Annotated in this window: 25 protein-coding genes and 1 pseudogene; 3 read left to right on the forward strand and 23 right to left on the reverse strand. The window is 42.3% G+C overall.

The genetic code is table 11. The annotated features are described in order from the left end of the window. Positions 1 to 2 precede the first annotated feature (2 nt). From DW019_RS06495 to DW019_RS06600, 22 genes and pseudogenes are all read right to left on the reverse strand, one after another. Positions 3 to 734 (reverse strand): glycerophosphodiester phosphodiesterase family protein, encoded by a 732-nt coding sequence (locus tag DW019_RS06495; RefSeq protein ID WP_182431058.1) that lies wholly within the window; start codon positions 732 to 734, stop codon positions 3 to 5. 297 nt (positions 735 to 1,031) lie between these two features. Continuing rightward, positions 1,032 to 2,555, reverse strand: coding sequence for a M1 family metallopeptidase (locus DW019_RS06500; protein ID WP_118442881.1), 1,524 nt, complete (start codon positions 2,553 to 2,555; stop codon positions 1,032 to 1,034). A 41-nt stretch (positions 2,556 to 2,596) separates the two neighbouring features. Next, positions 2,597 to 3,682 (reverse strand): DUF4179 domain-containing protein, encoded by a 1,086-nt coding sequence (locus DW019_RS06505; protein WP_118442882.1) that lies wholly within the window; start codon positions 3,680 to 3,682, stop codon positions 2,597 to 2,599. After that, entirely contained in the window at positions 3,636 to 4,169 is a 534-nt protein-coding gene (locus DW019_RS06510) for a sigma-70 family RNA polymerase sigma factor (protein WP_118442883.1), read from the reverse strand. The genes DW019_RS06505 and DW019_RS06510 overlap by 47 nt, the downstream gene beginning before the upstream one ends. Before the next feature lie 152 nt (positions 4,170 to 4,321). Further along, a pseudogene (locus DW019_RS06515) lies at positions 4,322 to 4,719 on the reverse strand (FtsX-like permease family protein); the annotation flags it as partial. A 114-nt stretch (positions 4,720 to 4,833) separates the two neighbouring features. Beyond that, positions 4,834 to 5,796: a tRNA dihydrouridine synthase DusB gene (gene dusB / locus DW019_RS06520; RefSeq protein ID WP_118442884.1), complete on the reverse strand. Its 963-nt coding sequence runs from the start codon at positions 5,794 to 5,796 to the stop codon at positions 4,834 to 4,836. Beyond that, positions 5,786 to 6,571, reverse strand: coding sequence for a type III pantothenate kinase (locus tag DW019_RS06525; protein WP_022375783.1), 786 nt, complete (start codon positions 6,569 to 6,571; stop codon positions 5,786 to 5,788). Before DW019_RS06525 ends, dusB begins: the two co-directional genes overlap by 11 nt. Positions 6,572 to 6,598: 27 nt before the next feature. Beyond that, on the reverse strand, positions 6,599 to 6,928 hold the full coding sequence (locus DW019_RS06530) for a DUF6145 family protein (protein WP_118442885.1): 330 nt from the start codon (positions 6,926 to 6,928) through the stop codon (positions 6,599 to 6,601). Between the two features lie 10 nt (positions 6,929 to 6,938). Continuing rightward, entirely contained in the window at positions 6,939 to 8,312 is a 1,374-nt protein-coding gene (locus DW019_RS06535) for a citrate/2-methylcitrate synthase (RefSeq protein ID WP_118442886.1), read from the reverse strand. A gap of 19 nt (positions 8,313 to 8,331) precedes the next feature. After that, on the reverse strand, positions 8,332 to 9,321 hold the full coding sequence (argF, locus tag DW019_RS06540) for an ornithine carbamoyltransferase (RefSeq protein WP_118442908.1): 990 nt from the start codon (positions 9,319 to 9,321) through the stop codon (positions 8,332 to 8,334). A 22-nt stretch (positions 9,322 to 9,343) separates the two neighbouring features. Then, positions 9,344 to 10,291, reverse strand: a complete 948-nt coding sequence (locus DW019_RS06545; protein ID WP_347474407.1) for an SPFH domain-containing protein — start codon at positions 10,289 to 10,291, stop codon at positions 9,344 to 9,346. Positions 10,292 to 10,327: 36 nt separating this feature from the next. Further along, positions 10,328 to 10,750, reverse strand: coding sequence for an NfeD family protein (locus DW019_RS06550; protein WP_118442887.1), 423 nt, complete (start codon positions 10,748 to 10,750; stop codon positions 10,328 to 10,330). Positions 10,751 to 11,424: 674 nt separating this feature from the next. After that, positions 11,425 to 12,210 (reverse strand): RNA methyltransferase, encoded by a 786-nt coding sequence (locus DW019_RS06555; protein ID WP_118442888.1) that lies wholly within the window; start codon positions 12,208 to 12,210, stop codon positions 11,425 to 11,427. Further along, positions 12,207 to 12,866, reverse strand: coding sequence for a TrkA family potassium uptake protein (locus DW019_RS06560; protein ID WP_118442889.1), 660 nt, complete (start codon positions 12,864 to 12,866; stop codon positions 12,207 to 12,209). The genes DW019_RS06555 and DW019_RS06560 overlap by 4 nt, the downstream gene beginning before the upstream one ends. 10 nt (positions 12,867 to 12,876) lie before the next feature. Beyond that, complete coding sequence (locus DW019_RS06565) at positions 12,877 to 14,247, reverse strand: TrkH family potassium uptake protein (RefSeq protein WP_118442890.1); 1,371 nt, start codon at positions 14,245 to 14,247, stop codon at positions 12,877 to 12,879. Beyond that, positions 14,247 to 15,380 (reverse strand): GGDEF domain-containing protein, encoded by a 1,134-nt coding sequence (locus tag DW019_RS06570; protein ID WP_118442891.1) that lies wholly within the window; start codon positions 15,378 to 15,380, stop codon positions 14,247 to 14,249. Before DW019_RS06570 ends, DW019_RS06565 begins: the two co-directional genes overlap by 1 nt. Positions 15,381 to 15,400: 20 nt before the next feature. Then, entirely contained in the window at positions 15,401 to 16,474 is a 1,074-nt protein-coding gene (gene prfA / locus DW019_RS06575) for a peptide chain release factor 1 (RefSeq protein WP_022376306.1), read from the reverse strand. Positions 16,475 to 16,484: 10 nt separating this feature from the next. Beyond that, positions 16,485 to 17,324, reverse strand: coding sequence for a peptide chain release factor N(5)-glutamine methyltransferase (gene prmC, locus DW019_RS06580; RefSeq protein ID WP_118442892.1), 840 nt, complete (start codon positions 17,322 to 17,324; stop codon positions 16,485 to 16,487). Continuing rightward, entirely contained in the window at positions 17,321 to 18,394 is a 1,074-nt protein-coding gene (locus DW019_RS06585) for a DUF1385 domain-containing protein (protein WP_118442893.1), read from the reverse strand. The genes prmC and DW019_RS06585 overlap by 4 nt, the downstream gene beginning before the upstream one ends. Positions 18,395 to 18,465: 71 nt before the next feature. Then, positions 18,466 to 18,666 carry a 50S ribosomal protein L31 gene (rpmE, locus tag DW019_RS06590; RefSeq protein WP_022376309.1) on the reverse strand — a complete coding sequence of 67 codons (201 nt, stop codon included), beginning with the start codon at positions 18,664 to 18,666 and terminating at the stop codon, positions 18,466 to 18,468. A gap of 114 nt (positions 18,667 to 18,780) precedes the next feature. Further along, positions 18,781 to 20,730, reverse strand: a complete 1,950-nt coding sequence (gene rho, locus DW019_RS06595; protein ID WP_118442894.1) for a transcription termination factor Rho — start codon at positions 20,728 to 20,730, stop codon at positions 18,781 to 18,783. Positions 20,731 to 20,927: 197 nt separating this feature from the next. Then, positions 20,928 to 22,154, reverse strand: a complete 1,227-nt coding sequence (locus tag DW019_RS06600) for a UTP--glucose-1-phosphate uridylyltransferase (RefSeq protein ID WP_022376311.1) — start codon at positions 22,152 to 22,154, stop codon at positions 20,928 to 20,930. A gap of 159 nt (positions 22,155 to 22,313) precedes the next feature. Here DW019_RS06600 and DW019_RS06605 point away from each other — a divergent pair, with 159 nt between their 5' ends. From DW019_RS06605 to DW019_RS06615, 3 genes are read left to right on the forward strand one after another with little or no spacing between them, the layout of a single operon-like run. After that, a complete protein-coding gene (locus DW019_RS06605) occupies positions 22,314 to 23,468 on the forward strand; it encodes an NADP-dependent malic enzyme (protein WP_118442895.1) in 1,155 nt (384 codons plus the stop codon). A gap of 2 nt (positions 23,469 to 23,470) precedes the next feature. Next, positions 23,471 to 24,400: a TIGR01212 family radical SAM protein gene (locus DW019_RS06610; protein WP_118442896.1), complete on the forward strand. Its 930-nt coding sequence runs from the start codon at positions 23,471 to 23,473 to the stop codon at positions 24,398 to 24,400. Between the two features lie 13 nt (positions 24,401 to 24,413). Next, the gene (locus tag DW019_RS06615) at positions 24,414 to 24,932 is read left to right on the forward strand and encodes a DUF4364 family protein (RefSeq protein ID WP_117479800.1); all 519 of its coding nucleotides are present in this window, start codon (positions 24,414 to 24,416) and stop codon (positions 24,930 to 24,932) included. 22 nt (positions 24,933 to 24,954) lie between these two features. Here DW019_RS06615 and DW019_RS06620 read toward each other — a convergent pair whose 3' ends face one another. Beyond that, on the reverse strand, positions 24,955 to 25,830 hold the full coding sequence (locus DW019_RS06620; RefSeq protein WP_243024111.1) for a lytic transglycosylase domain-containing protein: 876 nt from the start codon (positions 25,828 to 25,830) through the stop codon (positions 24,955 to 24,957). Between the last annotated feature and the right edge of the window lies 1 nt (position 25,831).

The following is a 25,831-nucleotide window of genomic DNA, read 5'->3' on the forward strand; positions in this document are numbered from 1 at the left end:
AATCATTCAAAATAGTATTCTGTCGTTACCATATCCACACCAACTTCATCCAAGAGACGCTTCATTTCTTCCTCTTTGTTCACCGTCCAGACATTGACGGTAAGCCCCGCCTTGTGAAGTTTTTCCACATCTTCTTTGGAAACAAGCGTGTAACGTGAATCGAGTGAAATCTCATTTTCGGTAAGCCATGCAATCAGCTCATCCGAAACTTTCGTCCACTTATTGCCGCCAACCGCCCCATAAACGTACTGAAGCTTTGATGCCGGAATTCCGATATCTTTCAAACGCAACAGTGCCAAAAGGTGCATACTGATAAAAACAGTTCGTTCAAGAAGTCCCTTTTGTTTTACCAAATCAACGATTTCTCTTAATTCTACAGTTGTATAATCCATCTTCAGTTCCACAATTGGGTGAATCGTTTCGCTCCTCGCCATAATGGACAAATACTGTGAAAAAGAAATCAAATGCTGTAAGGGATGCTCCTCTCTCTTTTTCCCCGCTGTCACCGGATAGCTGATTATTTCCTCAAAAGTCATCTTGGGAATCCAGCGATCAATTCCGCACATCCTGCGCAAATGTCCATCGTGGCTGACAACGTAAACGCCATCTTTTGATTTCCAGATATCACATTCCACGCCATAAAAATCCCCTTCTACCGCCATTGCAAATGACGCCTGCGTGTTTTCCGGCGCCTCCGAACTGAAACCGCGGTGTGCAATTCTCTTGATTTTCATTTGGCATCCTCCTTGGTTTGAGATATGGTTTCTCATGTTTATAACGTAAGTATACTCATTTTGGAGGAAAAAATCAACTTTGATGCAGAAAGGGTTTGTTGGAATTTTTCAGTTTCCGTAATTGAATAAAACAGCTTTATGTCCCGAGGGCACTTTCGTTCGTTGAGTACGTAGCGGTATGGACACTGAAACTACCAGTGCCTCATACCGACGTACTCAAAACCCACGGGTTCACAAAGCTGTTTTATTAAATTACTGGAATACTGAAAAGATTTTCAACAAATACCTTTTCCATATTTACTTTTCTTCTATGTATCTCCCTATTATTCTTTCAACTTTCTTATCCGTTCCATACGACCGCACAATTTTCAAAAAGTCGTCTGTTGTTACGATTTGAAATTGATATGTCTGATAATATTTATGCAGCATTTGAAAGAATGTTTTATCGCCCATTGTTTTCCACAGTTCATACAGGAATAGTTTGCCGCCCTCGTAAACAGAGTTTGAGTATTCGTCCGGCTTGTCCTGATAATCGCTTACGCTTCGGTTGATTGCTTTGGTGCGGGAGGACTGGGGGATGACGATTTTTCGGAACCATCGGTCCATGTCTTTGCGGGTGGAATACTTGTCGCTCCACAGTTTTTTCTGTAATTTTTTATTTGCATAATAAGGGAATAACACGTCTTCACAGAACTCACAAAAGCCCTCGTCAAGCCACGGCTCCTTGTACGAGTCGTTGCCGATTGCAGCATAAAACCACTGGTGAGCGATTTCATGCGGAACATGCGCTTCCAGTCCCCCGTAAGAATTCTTGTTAATTTTGCGAAAGTCCTTCACATCCGGCATGCCAATCATACAAAGCCCCGGATATTCCATCGCGCTGTTCATAAAGCAATGCACGATTTTTAACTGTGAAAACGGATACAAACCTATTTTTTCCGAAAAAATGCGGACTGCCTCTTTCGCAAGCTGCATGGAATATTTGTAATAGCTCTGATTTTTCTCATAATTTGGTCCCAAAATTGAAATCGTTGTACTGCCGGTCTTCGCATCCAGCCGGCAAAAATCATCCGACAAAACCGCTGCAAACTCTCTTAACTTTTTGCCGGTAATCGTTGTTCCATCCTGCACAGAGTGCTGCGTGCCGGTTGCTGCAATCGTGTATTTTTTCGGATGCCGGAATGTAACTTCATAATCTGCTGCCTCATACACATACGTCTCATCGTTGTCACCCACATAAGGATTTTCGTTCCACGCCCCCTTTTGATAGCGAGAGATACAGGGAAAACAAAACGAAAGCTGATACATTTCATGCCCGTCATAAGAGATATAGCCAAATCGGTTTTTCTGTTTTGGAATCTCGGTGCGGAATGAAAATTCAACAGTTACACACTCGCGGGCCGGTGCTAAAACCCGGTTCTTATCGGATAAATAAAGAACTGACGCATCTTCTTTTTTATCAATCTGCAAAATATGTCCTCCGATTCTTGCGGAGGTTATCTCAGTTTTGCACACTTTCTTTTTCTGGTTCGTTTTCTCCTGCAAAATAGCGGCTGCCCAGTTGCGCACGCAAATACTCTTCAAATCATCATCGGTCGCATTTTTTAGTGTCGCACGGACCGTTCCGGAAAGAACCTTGTTGTTGGTGTCAAGCAATATGTTCATCCGGTATTTGCCGGCATACGCTTTTCCTTCCTTTTTTATCTTTTCGTGTTTCTGTTCTACTTTTGTCGTCTCTGGATGCCCTGTGACAAAAACACCTGCGGCAACCGCCACTCCTATTACCGCCAGTATCATGACTGCTATACCTATTTTCTTCATTCGCTGCCTCACTTTCTATCAAGTTTACTTCTTAATTTCCCCTACAAAATATCCACACAAAACTGATACTTGGAAAGTTTTTTTGCTTCTTTCCTTGTTTTTGCGCGATACAATTTGAGGTTATCTGCCGTTGTGACATAACCATACAATTTCGTTATCACACGCCCTCTCCTTGCATAAATTTTCTGCTCCCATGGACCTTTTTTCTCACCAACTTCTTCAAAAGAAATCTTCTCGCCGTTCTGATCAAACAATGCAATCTGACTGTGCACGCCTCCGCTCTCCTTTGTAAACACAACAATCTGATAAGGGGAAACAAACACACTTTTTACTGCCAAATGACTGTTTAGCTTTTTATTGACTGCAATCTCTCTACTCCCTTTTTTATAAACCGTATACGGGATTTCAAAATTCCATGAACCGCAGATAGACTGCTCTTTATCCTGAAGATAAACCGTCAAAATCCGAATCCGAAGAGTTCCGTCTTTCTTAATGACATCCTCTTTATCAAATTTCATCATTCCGATAAACGCATGCTTGTCAACACATTTTCCATCCATCAAAATGTCGGAATCTTCTTTTGACATCTGTTTTCCAAAACTATACTGTGCTTTCACACAGATTCCATTTCCTTCCTTTGAAAAATCCATCTGCTCTGCCTGCATTTTCATCGTAACATACACAGAAAATCCATCGCAGTAAACTTCCGACGCCGTCAGTTTGATTCCTTGGCTTTGTGCACTTAAATGGTTTTCCTTTTCCTGTGTAATCTTTTTCGCATCCTTATACTCACCGGAGTAAATAACTCCCTTCTCTACCTTTTGAAAAATGGTTCCAAGAATCGGAAGATTTGCCGCAAGTGACGGATTTACCGCAAGCACGCTGCCGCATATCAAAATAACAACACAAGCTGCCACCGCCAGATGTTTCCACGTGCGGTTTTCAATTTTATTCTCCGGTGCATCCGGCAGATTCTGCAATGTATCACAAATTGTCTGTTTTACCGCATCCGGCACCTCATCCGTTCTCCGAATATTGCCAAGCCATTTTGTAAATCTATCCATACTAAATCCCTCCAATTCATAAGCGTCCGTCGCTGTCAGGTGATGCTTCTTTCCCAATCTCATAAAATTGCTCCAAAGTCTTTCTCGCTGACTGCAGCCTGCTTTTTACCGCACTTTGTCCAATTTGCAGTGCCCCCGCAATTTCCCGGACTTTAAACTGCTGCCCGTAATAAAGCTCCACAACGATACGCTGCTTTTCATTTAGAAAACCAAGCATTTCCTGCCACTCGATTTCTCCGTATTTATCCGAGCAGTCCATGACATCCGGAAAATTGTCTGCCGCAACCGTCCGCTTATTTTCATTATAAATCGCATAACACCGGTGAATTAAAATCCGCGTCATCCACGTTTTAAAAAATTTAGCATTTCGCAAAGAACCTATTTTTTCCCAGCAGATAAGAATCGTTTCCTGTATGGCATCTGCCGCATCCTCGTCATTTTGCAAAATAGCAATTGCGGTCTTATACATACTCACCTGATAATTCTCCACCAGTTTCACAAAGGCTTCTTTGTCGTGCTTTTTCGCTTGTAACACAAGTTTTTTGTCCATGGTATGTTCCTTTCTTCCAAGGCCTTGAAATTAAGTACTACAACTATTAGATAAAAGAATACCACATTTGGTCGGTTTTTACTTCAAAAAAAAGCCACATCTACCTGCGGGTACAGGTAAATATGACTTTCTTTTTTATGATTTCCTATTTTCTACTCATACCGAAGTGCTTCAATCGGGTCAAGTCTCGCCGCTTTGTTCGCCGGATAGTAACCGAAGAACACGCCGATAATCATGGAAAATACAACGGAACCAATGATGGCAGCCACCGGAGCAGATGCCGCATAGCCTAGGAGGGAAGCGGCGGCGGCTCCGAGAATAAATTCCCAAAGACGCCTCCCAGCAAGCAGAGGATAACCGCTTCTATAATAAATTGCAGGCGGATGGAGCTGTTCTTTGCGCCAAGCGCCTTGCGCGTACCGATTTCTCTGGTACGCTCGGTAATTGAAACAAGCATAATATTCATAACGCCGATTCCGCCTACTAAAAGGGAAATGCCGGCGATAAACGCAATCGCAATGGAAACGGTATCAATCATGTCGTTCATGGAATTTGTCATACTGCTCATCGTATTCTTTACATTTTCTACCTTTAATCTAAAGAAAAAGTATGAACAGCCTGTGTTCATACTTTGATAATTCGGACATAAAGTTGTGATTTTCTGTTAAATGGAAAATAGTTCCTCTAACTGTGCATATGTCTCCACTGTGTTCATTGCACGCCGCAGAGAAGCAGAATGTGGGTAACCCGCGGTGTACCACGCCGCGTGGCTTCGCATTTCACGCATGCCGCGTTTTTCGCCTTTCCACTCAATCTGCATTTTTGCATGGCGCAGAATCATCCGGCACACTTCAGAAAAAGGTGGTTTTTCCGGTACCATTCCGGTTTCTAAATATGTCTTAATCTGATGAAAAATCCACGGATTTCCCTGTGCGCCGCGGCCAATCATCACACCATCACAATTTGTCTGCTCCATCATATTTTTGGCATCTTCCGGCGTAAAAATATCTCCATTTCCAATGACCGGAATTGACACCGTATCTTTCACTTTGGCAATTATCTCCCAGTCAGCCTTTCCACTGTAATACTGCTCTCTTGTTCTGCCATGTACTGCCATAGCCGCTGCGCCTGCTGCTTCCGCCGCCTTTGCCATCTCGATTGCCTGCACTTCGTCCGCACCAAATCCTTTGCGAAATTTCACCGTCACCGGTTTGTCAATCGCTTTTACCGTTTTCTCAATAATTTTTGCCGCAAGCGGAATGTTTTTAAGGAGAGCAGAACCCTCGCCATTATTTACAACCTTTGGCACAGGACACCCCATATTGATATCTAAGATGTCAAAATTCCGATGCTCAATTTTTTTTGCCATCTCACTGATAATATCCGGGTCTGAGCCAAATAACTGCAGCGATACCGGGCGTTCCCTGTCATCAATCCGAAGCAAATCCTCGGTATTTTTATTATTATAAAAAATGCCTTTTGCACTCACCATTTCTGTGCAGATTAAATCCGCTCCCTGCTCTTTGCAAAGCAGACGAAATGGCAGGTCCGTAACCCCTGCCATTGGTGCTAATACAATATTGCCATCTAAGCTTACATTGCCGATTTTCAGTTTGTTACTTCCCATCTTCACTCTTTTTCGTCCTCTCATAAATCAGACGCATGCCCTGTAAGGTCAGCTCTGAATCATAAATATCAATCTTATCGGTGCCCTCTGAAATAATGCGTCCGAGCCCGCCGGTTGCCACAACTTTCATATTCTGATAACCCGATTCTTCACGGAACTTGTCAATGATATATTCCGCCTGTCCAATCGTTCCATACACAAGTCCTGCCTGCATACTTGTAATCGTGGTTTTCGCCATAATCGACTCCGGTTTTATAATTTCAATTTCCGGAAGTTTTGCTGCATTGCTCCAAAGTGCTTTCGCACTGATTCTTATACCGGGTGCCGTGACACCTGCAACAAATGCACCGTCTTCCGTCACCAAATCATATGTCGTAGCCGTGCCGTAATCAATGACAAACACCGGCCCGCCATACAAAAAGTAAGCACCGACCGCATCCACGACACGGTCTGCTCCAATTTCCATCGGATTCGTTGTTGCAATACGGATACCCGATTTTGTCCCATTTCCCACAATCATCGGATCACAGTCAAGATATTTTTTTACACCGCTTGTCAGAGAATACATAATCTTTGGCACAACGGAGCAGATAATGACATCCTCAACGTCGTCCGCAGACACATCTTTGTGAGATAACTGCTCCACAATCTGGACACCAAACTCATCCGAAGTTCTCGGCAGACTGGTTGTCAGCCGGAACTTATGCAGAATTTTTTCTCCTTGAAAAAGTCCAAATGTCAAATTTGTATTTCCGATATCAATCGCCAGTAACATAATAGCCCCCATTCAGAGTAAATGATTTCATTCGTTCACTCCGTCAATAAAAAATGTTTTATAGTAAGTCTCTAAATTTTCTAAAAGTTCTGCGTATTTTACACGGTATTGTTTAATTTTCAAATGGCTTCCGATTTCATCATAGAAGAAATCATTTTCCTTTGCCGTCGTAGACATATAAAGGGAGCCATCTTCATCAAATTCCATGGTAAATACACCGCCGACATCTTCCGTCATCGTCACCGCCATAATCTGCAGTTCATCCTGAATCGCGGATGGAAGCGATGCATAACGCGGATTTAAATAATATTTCTGCTCATAGGCACTGCACGCGCACAAAATCTGTTGTTCCTGCATGGAAAACCTCCTAATCCCGTTCACTTAACGGTGTATATGGTTTATGTTTTGCCACTGCTTTATAAGCCGGACGAATGATTTTCCCGGCATTGACAAGTTCCTCTAAACGGTGCGCACTCCAGCCGGCGATACGTCCAATTGCGAAAATCGGAGTATAGAGCTCGTGCGGAATCCCCAGCATGCTATATACAAGTCCGCTGTAAAAATCGATATTTGCACTAACACCTTTATAAATATGACGCTCATTCGCAATGACTTTTGGTGCCAGTTTTTCGACCAGATTGTAAAGGGCAAATTCTTTCTGAAGCCCCTTTTCATCGGCAAGTTTCTGGACAAATTTGCGGAACGTTCTCGCACGCGGGTCAGAAATTGAGTACACCGCGTGTCCCATACCGTAAATCAAACCGGCACGGTCAAATGCCTGCTGATTCAGAAGGGCAATCAAATACGATTCTACTTCATCCTCATCTTCCCAGTTTTTAACTTTCCGTTTCATATCGTCAAACATCTGCGATACTTTTTTATTTGCTCCACCGTGTCTTGGTCCTTTCAGCGAACCGAGTGCTGCCGAAATGGCCGCATAAGTATCGGTTCCTGATGAGGTTACTACATGGTCCGTAAATGTCGAGTTATTACCGCCGCCATGCTCTGCATGAAGCACGAGGGCAATGTCTAAAATTTTTGCCTCTAACGGTGAAAATTTGCTGTCCGGGCGAAGCATATGCAGAATATTTTCTGCGGTCGAATACTCCGCTTTTGGCGGATGCAGAAAGAAACTGGTTCCTTCATGGAAATAGCATGCCGCCTGATAACCATATACCGCAAACATCGGAAACAGTGCGACTAACTGCAAACACTGGCGCAGCACATTTTCCGTAGTAATATCGTCTGCTCTGTCGTCATAAGAATATAACGTAAGAACGCTTCGTCCGAGTGTATTCATAAGGTCAACACTTGGTGCTTTCATAATAATATCACGTACAAAGCTGGTTGGCAGGCTTTGACGATAATTGGCTAACATGTCCTTGAGTTCTTCCAGTTCAGATTCATTCGGCAGTTTTCCAAAAATCAGAAGATACACAACTTCCTCATATCCAAACCGTTTTTCAGATAGAAACCCATCCACGATCTCCTCAATATCAATGCCTTGATAAAATAATTTACCATCGCAGGGAACTTGTACCCCATCGGAAATTTTTGTTGATTGAATCTCTGAAATTTCTGTGAGGCCGGTCAATACACCACGTCCATTCAAATCACGGAGTCCGCGCTTTACTTCATATTTTTCATAAAGAGTAGAGTCAATGGTGCTGCTCGCTTCACACACCGATGCCATCTTATGTAACCACTCATTTCGATATCCGGCGTTTAAGTTATTGCTCATATTAGCTCCTTTCGTTGCTTTACCTTGGAAGTGTCACATACATAACCGCTTTAATTGTGTGCATGCGGTTTTCTGCCTCGCGAAATACCACGTCAGCATATTTTTCAAACACTTCATCTGTTACTTCCATTTCCGTCAATCCATATTTTTCATGGATTTCTTTTCCAATCTTAGTTTTCAAATCATGGAATGCCGGCAGACAATGCATAAATACAGCATTTTCTTTTGCATTATCCATTGCCGCTTTGTTAATCTGATAAGGACTTAATGCCTCAATTCTCTCTTTCCAGACTTCATCCGGCTCACCCATAGAAACCCATACATCGGTATAAAGAACATCTGCATCTTTTGTTCCCTCTTTTACATCTTCTGTGAGAGTAATGCTGCCACCGCTTTCTTTTGCATATTCCTCACACAAGGCAACCAGTTCTTTATTTGGAAAATATTCTTTTGGTGCGCAGGCAGTAAAATGCATTCCCATCTTGCTGCACGCAATCATCAGAGAATTTCCCATGTTATAACGGGCATCTCCCATATAAGTCAGACGGATTCCTTCCAAATGTCCAAACTGCTCCTCAATGGTAAGAAGGTCGGCAAGCATCTGAGTCGGATGATATTCATTCGTCAGTCCGTTCCAAACCGGCACACCGGCATACTCTGCCAGTTCTTCAACAATTTCCTGTCCAAAGCCACGGTACTCAATACCGTCGAACATACGTCCAAGCACACGTGCCGTATCCGCAATACTTTCTTTCTTGCCAATCTGGGAACCACTTGGATCTAAGTATGTCACACCCATTCCCAAATCATGCGCTGCGACTTCAAATGAGCAACGTGTTCTCGTACTTGTTTTTTCAAAAATCAGGGCAATATTTCGTCCCTCAAATTCTTTCATTGGAACATGATTTTTCTTCTTTTCCTTCAACTCTTTTGCTGTATCCAGAAAATAGCGAATCTCTTCCGGTGTAAAATCCTTTAGCGTCAAAAAATTTCTTCCTTGTAAATTCATTTTTTTCACTCTTTTCTCTGTGTTATTTTTCTTTACATGTTTCAATCACGGATTTTGCCAGTCCTGCAATCCCCTGAATTTCCGATGGAATGATAATTTTGGTTGCCTGGCCGTCACTTGCTTTTTCAAATGCTTCCAAACTCTTCAAAGTCAGAACCGATTCCGTCGGTGCAGCTTCATTTAAGTATTTCAGGCCTTCTGCTGTCGCCTTCTGGACCTCTGCAATCGCCTGAGCCTTACCTTCTGCCTCGCGAATCATTGCTTCTTTCTTTGCTTCTGCACGAAGGATTGCTGCTTCTTTTTCTGCTTCCGCTTCCAAAATCGCAGACTCCTTTTTACCTTCTGCTACAAGGACTGTCGATTTCTTCTCACCTTCCGCACGAAGAATAGATTCACGTCTCTCACGCTCCGCCTTCATCTGCTTCTCCATGGAGTCCTGAATTTCTCTCGGTGGAATGATGTTTTTCAATTCCACACGGTTTACTTTGATTCCCCACGGGTCAGTCGCAATGTCCAGATTGGAACGCATATGCGTATTAATTGTCTCACGTGACGTAAGTGTCTGGTCTAATTCCAAATCACCAATGATATTTCTAAGTGTAGTCGCCGTCAGATTTTCAATTGCCATAATCGGATTTTCCACCCCGTACGTAAAAAGCTTCGGATCCGTAATCTGGAAAAATACAACGGTGTCAATCTGCATCGTTACATTATCCTTTGTAATTACCGGCTGTGGCGGGAAATCCATCACCTGCTCTTTTAACAGAACTTTTCTAGCTACCTTGTCAATAATCGGAACCTTAAAATGCAGTCCAACCGACCATGTACACTGATAGCCGCCCAGTCTTTCAACAATAAACGCCTGTGCCTGTGGCACAATTTTAATACAAGATGCCAGTACACAAAGCAAAATTGCTACAATTACAACAATAATAATCGGTACCAGACTAATCTCCATTTCGCTTCCCATAACATGCCTCCATTCCGCGCTTTTGCGCTGTTTTTATCACTCTTTTACCAGTAACTTGACACCGGAAACCGATTGAATCGTTACTACTTTTCCCTCTTCAATCACCGTGTCATCTACACTGCGTGCCATCCATTCGACACCACGAAGACGTACCGTGCCACTTCCCTTTTCATTATCAATTGTTTCGATAACTTCTGCTTTCTGCCCCGGCAGTTCATCGATATTGGTCTTGGCACGATTTTTGTCAAGCACTTTTACAGCAAACGGACGAACTAAAACCATAACCACAACCGACACGCCGGCAAACAAAACAATCTGTAACCACAAAGGGCTGTTAAGTCCTGCTGCAATTGCCGCTGCCACGCCGCCAAGACTAAACCAAATTGTCGTAAGACCCAGTGTAAAAATCTCAATTACCAACATAATGGCTACCAGTACAAGCCAAAAAATCGTCAACATCGTCTCGAATCCTCCCTTTCATTTTATTCACTGTTTCTCCTTATCATACTAAAAAATTAGGTTTTTGTCAAAATTTTAACAGATTTTGTTTGTGGCGTGGGGGTGGGAATTTTTTATTTTCCGTAATTCAGTAGAAAGTTTTGCGTCTCGTGGGCGCTGCCATTTTTTTAGTTTCCGTATTTTATTCGAAAAGTTTGCATGTCGTGGGCGCTCCCGCTAGACAAATACGCAGAAGTATCGACATGCAAACTACGCATGTCTCATACTTGCGCATTTGTACCCACGCCATACAAATCTTTTCGAATAAATTACTGGAATCCTAAATAAGTTGGCAACTACCTCTTTACGCAAATCTTTTCTTCATAAATCACCGGAACCCCAAATAAGTTGGCAACTACCAATAGTATAAGCAATCAAAAGCGAAATAACTCTCGCTGTACTCTACTAAATGTTGCCTCAAAACAAGTTGCTTACCAATTCAGAATGCTTTCACGCCTAGCATTTACGGCTAGTTTTCTATAATTTCCAGTAATTTAGTACAAAAAGTTTTGGGGCTCATGGGTTTTGAGTGCGTCGGTATGTGGCACTGGTAGTTTCAGTGCCCATACCGCTACGCAACTCAACGAGTGAGAGCGGCCCATGAGGAACAAACTTTTTGTACTAAATTACGGAAACTATAGCTGCTTATTCCGCTGCACCTCATACATCAACAACGCAGCCGACACTGCTGCATTTAACGACTCCAGTTCGCCCTCCATCGGAATGATTACTTTTTTATCGGCAAGGGCGGTGACTTCATCACTCAGTCCATTTGCCTCGTTGCCGATTAAGATGCCGATGCGTCCATCATACGTTTCCTCGCGGAAGTTTTTCTTGCCCTGTAAATGAGCGGCATAAAAGTGAAATGACTGATTTTGCAGCTGTTTCATCTCCTCGCTCATTGACTCGCAGATATAAAATGGGACACGAAACATTGCTCCCATCGTCGAGCGCACAACTTTTGGATTAAACAAATCTACACAGCCGGACGACAAAACAACACCCGACATACCGGCCCCTTCTGCTGTCCGAAACATTGTTCCCAGATTACCGGGATCTTGTATGTTTTCGAGGCAGAGAAGCTTACATTCATCCGAGGAAATCATTTGCTCCCTGTCATAAGACGGCATTGTGATAACCGCCAAAACCCCCTGTGGATTTACGGTGTCTGACATCTGCTTAAATAACGCTGTCTTAAGCACCTCAATCGCCGGACGTTTTTGCAGTTTTGCCAGTTCTTTGGCTAATGCTTGTTCTTCTTTTTCATCACAGTACAATTCCTGTACCAAATCTCTCTGCAATGCCTCACGCACCATTTTCCATCCCTCTACGACAAAGACACCTTCTTTTTTTCTTGCTCTTGCCTGCTTCATCAGTTTCTGGATGCGCTTAAATTTTGCATTTGCTGCTGACTCAATCATTCTTTCATCTCCCGTAACTTCTGTATCTCTGTATTATGTCCCAAAACAATTAAAACATCCTGTGGATGCAGTGCATACGATGCGGATGGATTTACATTAGTCTCTTCCAATCCACGGATACCGATAATACTGATGCCATAGCGTGAGCGGATATTTAACTGCTCCAATGTTTTTCCCGCCCAGTTTGACGGCACTGCCATATCCACAATACTATATTCATCCGAGAGTTCAATTGCCTCAAAATAATTACCATTCATAATATCGTTGCCAACACGGATTCCCATTGCACGGTCAGGAAAAATTACTTTGTCTGCCCCGATACGGCTCAAAATTCTTCCTTCCATATCAGTGGATGCCTTTGCCATGATAAATGGCACATTCAATTCTTTTAACTGCATCGTAATCAGGGCACTGGTTTCCAAACTCCGTCCGATGCCGATAATCGCACCGTCGTAATTTCCAATTCCTAACTGTTTTACCGCTTCCGGGTTTGTGGCATCTGCACAAATTGTATGCGTCACTTCCGAAGCAATCTGCTCTAACCGCTCCTCATCTTTATCCACTACCATCACGGTAGCACCGGAATTGGCAAGGGTTTTCGCAACATACATACCAAAATCACCAACACCAAACACAACAAATTCTTTTCGTTTCATCGTATTCCTCCTATCCAACAGAAACCCGCTCTTTCGGGTACGTTTTTACATTCACAAAGCGCTTGGAGTTAAAAAACAGGGCAAGCGAAATCGGACCGATTCGTCCAATATACATTGTTACTATAATAATTAACCGCGACACCGTAGTCAAATGCGGGGTAAAATCTCTGCTTAATCCAACCGTCGCAATGGCAGAAACAATTTCATACAGACAATCAATAAAATTGCCCGGCTGAACTGCCGCTAAAATGACTGTAGCTCCTAACATTACACTGAAACTCACGGCAAAAATCGACAACGCACGGCGCACCGCCATATCACTGACTCTCCGTCCAAACATTTCCGTATCACGACGCCCCTTAATAATGGAAACAACCGTTAATACAAGTACTGCAATCGTCGTTGTTTTGATTCCTCCTGCTGTACCGGACGGTGACCCGCCAATAAACATTAAAAGACAGCACACAAGGGCAGTCGACTTATTTAACCCTGACTGTGAAATGGTACAAAATCCTGCCGTTCTTGTCGTTACTGACTGAAAAAAAGCTGCCTGAATTTTATCAAAAAAAGACAAAGGACCAAGTGTTGCCGGATTTTGATATTCAAGAATTAATATCAAAATAGCACCAACCACAATCAAAAAAGCTGTCATAAAAAGTACAAGTTTTGCATTTAACGATAAATAATGTAAAGATTCCCTTCCGGTTCGGCGTTTTCGTTTTCTCTGTTTCATAACATCCAATACATTCCACCAGACCGGGAAACCTAGTCCTCCTAAAATAATCAGCCCCATTGTTGTAATATTCACAACCGGATTTCCGACATAACGGCTCAAACTATCCGGTCCGATTACATCCATCCCGGCATTGCAAAATGCGGACACGGCATTAAAAACGGAATACCAGATTCCCGCCAAACCGTAATCCGGAATAAACACCGTCATATAAAGAAGGGCACCCACTGTCTCTACGACAAGGGTCCCCTTTAGAATTTTTTTCACCAAAACAACAAGCCCCTGAATCGTATCGAGGTTATACGCATCCTGAATCAAAAGTCTTTCTTTCATGCCAATCCGGCGACGCAGAATCAACATAAACATCGTGGTAAACGTAATTACACCTAAGCCGCCAACCTGCGCCAAAAGTGCAATCACAACCTGTCCGAACAGACTCCAGTGTGCGTATGTAGGCACCGTCACAAGGCCGGTCACACATACCGATGTAGTCGAAGTAAACAGTGCATCCACAATTCCCGTTACTTTTCCTGTTTTCGAAGAAAGCGGAAGCATTAAAAGAAATGTTCCAATTACAATAGCAACAAAAAATCCAACTGCCATAATTCTCGTCGTTGTAAATTCTTTTTTCCTGCCGAAACGCTTCATTAATGAATCACTTCCCTTTCCTTATGGACATAATGCAGTACATATTTACCTCTGCCACGTGTCTTTGCTTTATAAAGCGAGTCATCCGCCTGCGTATACATCTGCTCAAACGAAACCGGGACTTTTCCTGCTACAGCAGCTCCGATACTGCAAGTCATATTGATATTTCCATTCTCATTCGATATTGCTTTTATTTCGTGCTGAATACGGGAGCATTTTCCAGCCAGCCAGTCCTCACTCTTTAAGTTTCTGACATAAACCATAAACTCATCCCCGCCAACACGTCCAATGATATCCGAGCCACGAAAAATACTTGTCAAAAACTCCGCAACATTTTCCAAAAACATATCGCCGACAAGTTTACCAAGTTCATCATTCATGCGCTTCATATTATCAATATCAACAAGAAGAAGTGCACATTCATGTGTCTCATCCCTTGCATTTAAAGTGTCACGCAGAGAATTTTCAAATGAAAACTTATTCAAAATTCCCGTAACCGGGTCTACCATACAGCGTCTCTGATACTCACGCTTCGCATTATTATCACGGATTCGAAGCTGCACAATCGTAAGTGTCATCATATAACCAAGCACCAATCCAATAAATGCCGTAAAGACGTCAGATTGGGCAATACGCGGAACTTTATACCAAAGAGTAACAATTGAGTAAACCAAATCAACAATTGCCATTAATGGTATAATCAATCGAAAGCGAAGAATAAATACCGTTGGTGTTACAATCAGTAACAGCGGCACAAAACTAGCCGGGGCATTACGGTACGGAAAAATGTCAATCCATGCAGTTATTATAAACATCCCCAGTATAAATAATGTACAAATTGTATTTGCCGCACGATAATAAATCTTTGGTCTCGAAGCATAAAAAATTGAAATTCCTGCTGTCAAAACAACAAATCCAAACAATACATAATACGATAATGAAATAGTCCATCCACGAATCAAAAATGGCGTAAAGAAAAATGCAAACAAAATGAATGGCACCAATAAAACCGTAATTTTTCTTAACATTCTTAAATTCTGTCTGCCACTCTCTTCCCTGCAATCTAAAAAAAACTGTCTTCGTTCGCGGTTATATCTGTTAAAAAGTTCCGAATACAATTTCGTACGTGTCATAATCCCCTCTCCTTTTCTACTCAATTCTGATTCATTTTTGCCAGTTTTGCTGCCTGATCCGCAGCAATCAAACTATCAATAACTTCATTCAAATCCCCATTGATAATCGAATCCAGCTTATGAAGTGTAAGTTTAATTCGGTGATCCGTCACCCTTCCCTGTGGATAATTGTAGGTGCGGATTTTCTCCGAGCGGTCTCCGGTACCAATCTGGCTTCTTCTCTCCTCCGCTTCCGCATCGTGCGCCTTGGCGCGCTCCAGTTCATATAGTCTCGCACGAAGCACCTTCAGCGCCTTATCCTTATTTTTCAACTGTGATTTTTCATCCTGACATGAAATAACGATGCCGGTCGGAATATGAGTTAAGCGCACCGCTGAATCTGTCGTATTGACACACTGTCCACCGTTTCCGGAGGCACGGAACACGTCAAATTTACAATCATTCATGTCCAATTCCACTTCCACTTCCTCCACTTCCGGCATAATTGCCACAGTAGCTGTCGAAGTATGGATTCGTCCGCCGGACTCTGTCGCCGGAATTCGCTGCACACGGTGTACGCCACTTTCATATTTTAATTTTGAATATGCACCGGTTCCATTAATCATAAAAACAATTTCTTTAAATCCACCGATGCCATTTTCATTTGAATTCATTGTATCCACTTTCCAATGGTTTGCCTCTGCAAACTTACAGTACATACGATACAAATCAGCAGCAAACAACGCAGCCTCATCGCCACCGGCACCGGCACGAATCTCCACGATTACGTTTTTATCATCATTCGGGTCCTTTGGCAGAAGCAAAATGCGAAGTTCATTCTCAATGTCGTCAATTTTCCCTTTGCACTCATTGAGTTCCTCTTTTGCGAGTTCTCTCATTTCCTCGTCAGTTTCCTCTTCGAGCATCGCCAAACTATCTTCAATCCCCGCTTTTGTCTCCTTATATTCGCGGTATTTTTCCACAATCGGCTCCAAATCTGACTGTTCTTTCATCAGTTTCTGATATCTCGATGCATCATTTAACACCTCCGGCTCACTTAATTCCTTCAGCACTTCATCATAACGAAACAAAATATCTTCTAATTTGTCAAACATATGCTTCCTCCTAACGAACCATTTCCGTCTGTAAACCAAACACAATCCGGTTTCGTCCACAGTAATCTTTTTTTATTGTAATTTCTTTGAACCCTGCCGCTTCCATCAGCCCGCTTACCGCGTCTGCCTGTTCACAGCCAATTTCAAAGAACAAATAACCATTTTCCTTTAAATATTTCGGTGCCTCTTTTATAATGCACCGATAAAACAAAAGACCATCCGCACTGCCATCTAAGGCGAGTCTTGGCTCATAATCCCTTACTTCCGGCATCAGCATCAAAATCTCATCACTTTCAATATAAGGCGGATTCGATACAATCACATCAAACGTACCTTCGATATCCGCAAATAAATCACTCTGAATACAAGTGACATCCACTTGATTTCTCCCCGCATTTTCCTTCGCTGTAAAAAGTGCTCCCTCCGATATATCCGAAAGCGTTACACTCTTACAGTTGCCAAGTTTCCCTAGACTAATTCCAATGCATCCGGAACCCGTACACAAATCAAGCACATCTGCTTCCTCGCATTTTTTCAGCACTTCCTCTACCAGACACTCAGTATCCTGCCTCGGTATCAGGACATTTTCATTGACCAAAAACGGAAGTCCCATAAACTCCGTTTCGCCTAACAGATATTCGAGCGGAATCCGCTCGCACCGTTTCGCAATCAGTGAAAAAAAACGCTCCGTTTTCTCACTTTCTGCCTCCAATTCCTGATTTAAAAAGAAACCGCTCTTTGACGTTTCAAAACAATCCGAAAATAAATACCATGCATTTAATTTTGCCTCCGGTACACCTTTTTTCGATAATCGTTTTTCGCCTTCGTTTAAAAGTTCCTGCCACGTCATGTGTCTGATTCCTTCTTTTCTTCGTCCGATGGTTCCGGTGCTTCAAAATAACGGTCAAGAGCATTCAAAATTTCATCTTTCTCTCCATCATCCTCGTCATCAATGCTGAGAATCTCGATTTCGTCCTCAACCTTTTCCTTAACCTCTTCTACCGGTTCCTCTTCGTTTTCTGTTTTTTCTTCCTCAAGAAAGGCTTTCCAGTCAAATACTGCTTCCACCGCCGCAATTGCCACTTCAATCATCGAGTCATCCGGCTCTTTTGTTGTAAGACTCTGCAGCATAAGTCCCGGTTTACTTAACACATTAATAACTTTATTATCATGCTCTCCCGCATAGCGGATGAATTCATAAGACAAGCCTGCAATAACCGGAATCAATAAAATACGCAGCACCATACGGAGCCACACATTTCCTACTACAATAAACATGAAAAACAAAATACTGACAAACATAACAATCAAAAGAAAACTTGTTCCACAGCGTTTGTGAACCGTCGTCTGCATACGAACATTTTCCACCGTTAATTCTTTGCCATTTTCCACGCAGTTAATCGATTTATGCTCTGCCCCGTGATACATAAACACACGCTTAATATCTTCCATACAAGAAATCAGTTTCACATAAGCAACAAAAAGAGCCACACGAATGACACCCTCAATCAATCCACGCAATTGAGGCGAAGGCACCGGGCGTTTCAATGCTTCGGAAATAAGAAATGGAACAATCACAAAGATTCCAACCGCCAGCACAATAGCAAGCAGCATAACAAGCCCCATAACAAGGCTTTCTTTTCTCTCATTTTTTTCTTTCGCCTCTTTTTCCTCCTCTTCAAAAAAAGAAGCCGAATAATTTAATGTTTTCATTCCCGTCGACAAAGACTCAGCAAATATCACCATTCCACGGATAATCGGCAGAGACGCTATTTTGTACTTATCCCGAATACTCGATGTCGCTTTTTTCGTCACTTCAATTCCACCATCCGGCTTACGGACGGCAACCGAATATTCTTTTTCATGCTTCATCATCACGCCTTCGATGACTGCCTGACCGCCAAGCTTTGAATACCTCATGAATACTCTCCTTTCATTAAACATGGAAAAAAGGGCAGAGTCACGCCGACTCTGCCCACATTCTCAATCCACTATTTCAAGCCATACTTACGATTGAACTTATCGATTGCACCACGAGCTGCTACCGACTTCTGCTGTCCGGTATAGAATGGATGGCACTTAGAACAAACTTCAACGTGAATCTCTTCTTTTGTTGAGCCTGTCTCAAACGTATTACCACAGTTGCAAATCACTTTTGCCTGGTAATATTCCGGATGAATTCCCTCTCTCATGTTCATTTCACCTCACTACTTGTATTTTCCTTATATATAAAAGGATAATTGTCTTGCTCAAAAACTGCTTGCTCATTATATCATGTTCCACCTTTAATTGCAAGCACTTTTTAATTATAAATGCATTTTTTTAACAGTTTCAATGAATTCCTTATTGTCCTTGGTTCGTTTAAACAAATTCAAAATCTGCTCTAAGGCAGGTTCTGCTTTCATACCGCCAAGTGCTTTTCGGATTTTGACTACTGCTTCCTGTTCTTCACTGTCTAACAGTAAATCTTCACGGCGTGTACTTGATTTCTGAATATCTATCGCAGGGAAAATACGTTTTTCCGATAAACTGCGGTCTAATACAAGTTCCATATTACCGGTTCCCTTAAATTCTTCAAATACAACATCATCCATATGGCTTCCGGTATCTACAAGCGCCGTAGCAAGAATCGTCAGACTGCCGCCTTCACGCATATTTCGTGCAGCACCAAAGAAACGTTTTGGCATATGCAGCGCCGCCGGGTCAAGACCACCGGAAAGGGTACGTCCGCTCGGTGTTACAGTCAGGTTGTAAGCTCTTGCCAGACGTGTAATACTGTCTAACAGAATCATTACATCCTCGCCGCTTTCCACAAGGCGTTTTGCATGCTCAATTACCATTTCCGATACACGTTTGTGATTTTCCGGTAATTCATCAAATGTAGAATAAATGACTTCTACCTGTTCGCCCTCAATCGACTCTTTAATATCCGTAACTTCCTCCGGTCTCTCATCAATCAGAAGAACAATCAGTTTCATTTTCGGATAGTTTGTCGTAACCGCTTTCGCAACCTGTTTTAACAAGGTTGTCTTTCCGGTTTTTGGCTGGGAAACAATCATACCACGCTGCCCCTTACCAATCGGTGCAATCAAATCGAGCATACGCATCGATACTCCTGCTCCCGGTGTTTCTAAATGAATCCTGTTATTCGGAAAAATTGGTGTCAAATCCTCAAACTTTTTACGATTATACAAATAGGTCGGTGAATATCCATTTACTTTTGTCATATACAACAGTGCACTGAACTTTTCACTCTGGTTTCTCGTTTTTAAATTCCCCTCAATAATGTCACCGGTACGCAGTCCAAAACGACGAATAAACTGTGGTGCTACATATACATCATCTTCACCCGGAAGGAAATTATCACAGCGGATAAATCCATAATTTTCCGGCATAATCTCCAAAATACCATTTTTCGTAATACCACTGTCTAATTCTTTCAATTCAGACGGATGTACCTCCGTAATTTGACGATCTTTAACAATCGAAATCAGCCCATCGCTTCCATCATGATACTTCTGTGGACGATTATTGTAATAATAGTTCGACTGTGACACACGTTCATGCTGCTGCGGTCTCTCGGAGTGATAAGTTCTTTCATGCGAATTATATGTTCTCTCACTGTGTGAATCATTTCTTCTATCATTTCTATCACTGTATGAGTCATTTCTTCTATCGCTATAGGAATCATTTTTTCGTTCGTAGCCATTATTATAGCTATTATTGTTATAACCGCTGTTATAGTTACTGTTACTGCCATAATTATTATTGCTGCTATAGTTATTATTGCCATAATTATTGTTATTGCTGTAATTATTATTGCTGTAGTTATTGTTGCTGTAATTGTTATTGCTGTAGTTATTGTTCCGCTCATAACTATTGCTGCCATAGTTATTGTTATAACTGTTATAACCGTTGTTGTTATAGCCGCCGTTATAATTATTGCTGTAACCGCCGTTGCCGTAACCATTTTCATTGCGACGCATCGGACGACGTTCGTATCTGTCCTGACGGTCATTCCGTTCCATGCGGTCTTGTCTTACCGGTCTTGTCTGACGTTCCATCGGTGCTCTCTGGGAAACCGGCTTTCTCTCCATCGTTCTCTCCGGCATAACCTCCGGCTCTCTTTTCGTTTCCTCGGAAACTTCCATCAACCGCTGAATCAACTCCGGCTTACGCAATGCCGTGATTCCTTTCAAACCTTTTTCTTTTGCAATCTCGCGCAATTCAACTAATGTTTTTTTTGAAAAATCCATACATTACTTCCTTTCTAATGCTGATACATCTCTCAACCACTCTTAACTAATCCAATCTCATAATTAGGAAATCAAACTCAAACGCCCGAATTTCAGATAATCGAATTTCAAATGATTCTTTACGATAATTCTGAAACCTTATTATAACGAATAAGAAAAGGTTCGTCAAGTAGTGTTTGGGCTAAATTGCACGCTTTTTAAAATTCAATTTTATTTTTTTTCATCAAATCTCTCGCCGTATCTAAAGAATCAACACCGGTTCTGTTTTTAATCGGTGCAAATTCGCGTTCTCTCTCAACCTCAAAAGATAAACAATTGTCCATCATTCGAATCATATCCAGAACAAGAAGTTCAAATTTGTAACCGTTTGGCTCCTCCGGCTTCATCATCTGCCCATCTTCTGCCATATATGGAATCTTTTTCTCCACTACATGAGTCGGCATATATTCATTCATAATCTTTGTCAGCGTTTTTACATTAAACAGATAGTTCAAAATAACACCATAGTTGTATAACAGTCGTCCATTTTCATCTTTGGAATGAATCATTTCATCAGTCATTTCATAATACTCTACAATCGATGGTTTTCCATCCTCTAAACAGAGAACTCCTACTTTTTCATTTGGGTCTGCCTTTGCCACTACCTTTGATCCGCACACACAGCCTGCCTCAATCGTTGCACCAACGAATACCGGGTCAGCCATCTTCTGAAGTACATTATCCACAGAAAATACGTTCAGCCATTCCACGCCAAGTTCATCGATTTTATCCAAAAGACCTGCTTTTGCCAAGGAAGAGAACCAGCCGCCATTTCCATTTGGTGAAGTTGAAAGTTTTGCTTTACCTTCCATATAAATCTTTCCGTCATAGCTTACCGACGGTGCCATTTCCTGAACAAAAAAGAATACATAATCTTTGTTATAACCAAAATAATCGTGTTCTTTGAAGAACTGTGTCGTATCGTCATTGTTCTTTTCACTTGTCATGATAAATAACGGAATCCATGCATTCGCTTTTTCTTTCACCTGCATCAAATTATGTATTAACTGTTCAAACAGATATAATTCTTTTGTCACGCCAACATTTAACATTCCTTTTGGCTTATCCAGACCAAGTCTTGTTCCCTGTCCGCCTGCCAAAAGAACCGCACCCACTTTGCAGTCATAAATTGCCTGAAGTCCGATTTCTTCATAATGCTCTCTCTTTGCCGCAATCTCCTCTAATGTCACAGCGCCAAGTGGCTCCAATTTTCCTTTTGGTATCTCTTTTACACCGCCCTCAATCAAATTAAGAAGCGACAAATCCAAATCTTCAATCTGTTTCAACAGTGACTTTTTCTCCTCTTCTCCCAATTCCTCAAAATATTGTAATAAATGTTCCTGACCAACAGGCATTAATTTCTGCTTTGCTTCTTCGTAAGTCATCCTTTTTTCTCCTTTCCTTAGCGCCATGGCGCCATCCTATCCTCATTGTACCATTTTCCATAAAAAGTACAAGAGAAACTTATTGTGTTTGCCCTTGAAAAATGATATGATTATTGTTATATGTTTATTGGATTTGTACAAGATAGAATGGAGGATATTATGACACAGAGTGAAAAAGCGTTAAAGCTGCATGAAGAATGGAATGGAAAAATTACAACCACACCAAAGTGTGAGGTAAAATCAAGAGAAGATCTTGCCATTGCCTACACACCGGGTGTTGCAGAACCATGTAAAGTAATTGCAGCGAATAAGGAAGAAGCTTACCGCTATACCATCAAGTCAAATACGGTTGCCGTTGTTTCCGACGGGAGTGCCGTTTTGGGCCTCGGTAACATCGGCGCAGAAGCCGCTATGCCGGTTATGGAAGGAAAAGCTGTTTTATTCAAAGAATTTGGCGGGGTCAATGCTTTCCCAATCTGTTTAGATACACAGGATACCGAAGAAATTATCAAAACCGTAGTCAATATTGCCCCTGCTTTTGGCGGCATTAACTTGGAAGATATTTCCGCACCACGTTGTTTCGAAATCGAAACGCGCTTAAAAGAATTACTTGACATCCCGGTTTTCCACGACGACCAGCACGGAACAGCTATCGTAGTTCTCTCGGGAATCATCAATGCATTAAAAGTAGTGAACAAAGAAAAAGAAGACTGTAAAGTCATTGTAAGCGGTGCCGGTTCCGCAGGAATCGCTATCACAAAACTTTTACTCCGCTATGGATTTAAGGATGTAACACTCTGCGATAAATCCGGTATTTTAAGTAAAAACAGTAAGGACTTAAACTGGATGCAGAAAGAAATGATGGAAGTTACCAATTTATCCGGCAAAGAGGGAAGTCTTGCCGATGCCTTTGTCGGCGCTGACATTTTCGTAGGCGTTTCCGCTCCGGGAATCGTAACAGAGGAAATGGTTACCTCAATGAACCGCGACGGCATTTTGTTTGCCATGGCAAATCCGGTACCGGAAATCATGCCTGACCTTGCAAAAAAGGCCGGTGCAAAAGTGGTTGGAACCGGACGTTCCGATTTCCCAAATCAGGTCAACAATGTAGTAGCTTTCCCCGGTATTTTCAAAGGTGCCCTAGAGGGACGTGCCACACAGATTACCGAAGAAATGAAATTAGCAGCCGCTCTTGCTATCGCATCTTTAGTACCGGAAGATGAGTTAAATGAAGATAACATTATGCCGGAAGCTTTTGATCCACGCGTTGCAGATGTTGTAAGTGCTGCCGTAAAAGCACATATTGCTGATTAATCATGGAAAAATGGGGCGATAAACCGTACCACTCTCTGGATTACGAGAACAAAAAACGTTTTGGTGAAAAAGTATATAAAATTTCTCTGGCTGGTGGAACCACCTGCCCAAACCGCGATGGCACGCTTGGTACAAGAGGCTGTTGTTTTTGCAGTGGCAGCGGTTCCGGTGATTTTGCCGCCACCAAAGGAAGCATTACCGAACAGATCGAAGAAGCCATTGCCCGTGTTTCCCGTTACAAAAACGCAGGGCATCATTTTACCGCTTACTTCCAATCTTTCACCGCTACATACGCACCGGTTGAAACTTTGCGGGCGGCTTGGGAAGAAGCAATGACACATGAATCCGTTGTCACGCTTGCAATTGCAACGAGACCGGACTGTTTAGGAGACGATGTTCTCTCGCTGTTAGCCGACTGCTGTAGAAAAATGCCGGTGACCGTTGAACTCGGTTTACAAACCATTCATCCGGACACCATCCGCTACATCCGGCGGGGTTATCCAAACTCCGTATACGAAACAGCAGTAAAAAACCTGCAAAATATCGGTGTGAATGTTGTAACTCACGTGATTGCCGGTCTGCCCGGTGAAACAAAAGAAAACTTTCTCGATACGGTAAGATATGTTGCTGATATAGGAAGTGACGGTATTAAACTCCAGCTTTTGCATGTACTGAAAGGAACCGACTTAGCGTTGGATTATGAAAGTAAAATGTTCCGGACACTGACTCCGGATGAGTATTTAGACTACATTGCCGAAGCACTTTCGATTCTTCCACCGGATATGGTGATACACCGTGTGACCGGTGACGGACCAAAGGACTTATTAATTGCTCCTCTGTGGAGTGCCAACAAGCGAATGGTTTTAAACTCCCTTCAAAAAAAAATGAAGCAGGAACATATTTTTCAGGGAAAATTCTATCACGGGAAATAAGGAGGGATTTGCTATGCCAAATGGCTCAATTACCATTTATAAACTAATTATTTTATATACACTAAGTAAAGTAGATTCTCCACTGCCGCCCGGCGTGATTTCCGATTACATCACAGACCGCGGCTACACAAATTATTTTAATTTACAAAATGCCTTTGGGGAATTGTTAGAAGCGGATTTAATCAAAGAGGACAGCACCTATCATTTAACGTACTACACGCTGACCGAAGCGGGTGCCGAAACATTAGAGTTGTTTGGTGCTCCTTTATCAAGAGAAATTCGGGACGAAATCAATCATTACTTAGAAGAACACAAATTTGAAATCATTGATGATACATCTTTAGTGAGTGACTACCATGCGACAAACGATGGCACCTATCTCGCCACCTGTACACTGCGCGACGGCAATCATGTTCTCATGCAGCTGTCTTTGGACGTTGCTACGGAAACAGATGCTATCAAAGTATGCGAAAACTGGCAGTCGAAAAGTGATATCCTCTATCAGACTGCCATGCAAAATCTTCTTTCTTGAACTTGTATGAGGGAGTGCCGCATCAACCGACGCCGGTGCTCCCCATTTCTAAATATTTCAAATAAGCACCATATGTCATTGTAACCGCATTATCGCCGGTTCCAACTGCTACGGTAACTTTTTCAAAATCTGAAGCCGTCGCTTTTACTGCAGTCGTATCAGTCGATTGAGACGTTGTTTTCTTCTCTTCTACACCAGTAGAAGCACCACTTCCCTCATATGCATCGGAAGTAGTCGAAACCTTGCGGTTCGGAACAGTAACGCCTTCCTGCATAAATTTCTTTATCTTTTTCACGTAATTTGTCGTCTCTTTATACGGTGGCACACCGCCGTACTTTTTCACCGCACCGCTGCCGGCGTTATATGCCGCTGCCGCCAATGTGTAATCACCGTTAAATTTCTTCAAATGCGCTTTCAGAAGTTTTGCCGCTCCCATAATATTCTGCTCGGCATCAAACGGATCTTTGATTCCTAACCCCTTCTGTTCTTCCGGCATCACCTGCATAATTCCCTGTGCTCCGGCAGAGGAAACACACTTTGTGTTAAAATCTGATTCTGCCTTTGCCACGGCAACTAAGAAATCATAGGAAATATCATATTTTTCTGCCGCCCGCTCAAAGATACCTTTTAACGTCGTGCTTCCTGTACTCTCGGAAGTATCATTCGACGTTTTGTTTGTCTTTGATGCTGACGATGTTTTTTCTGTCGTCTTTGCTGTCGTCTTTTTCAGCGACGCACTTTCTGTGTTTTCCTCAGAAGCCGCAGCATACAACGCATTTTCCTTTTCTAACACTTTCTGAAACGGAGTAATGGATGTCTTTGTATGCGAAGCGGACAGCGATACACTTGCTGCCTGATTGGTTCGATTTGTAATATCCTGAACATACATCGCCGACATC

The organism is Clostridium sp. AF37-5 (assembly GCF_003477605.1).
Taxonomy (GTDB): Bacteria; Bacillota; Clostridia; order Lachnospirales; family Lachnospiraceae; genus Eubacterium_F.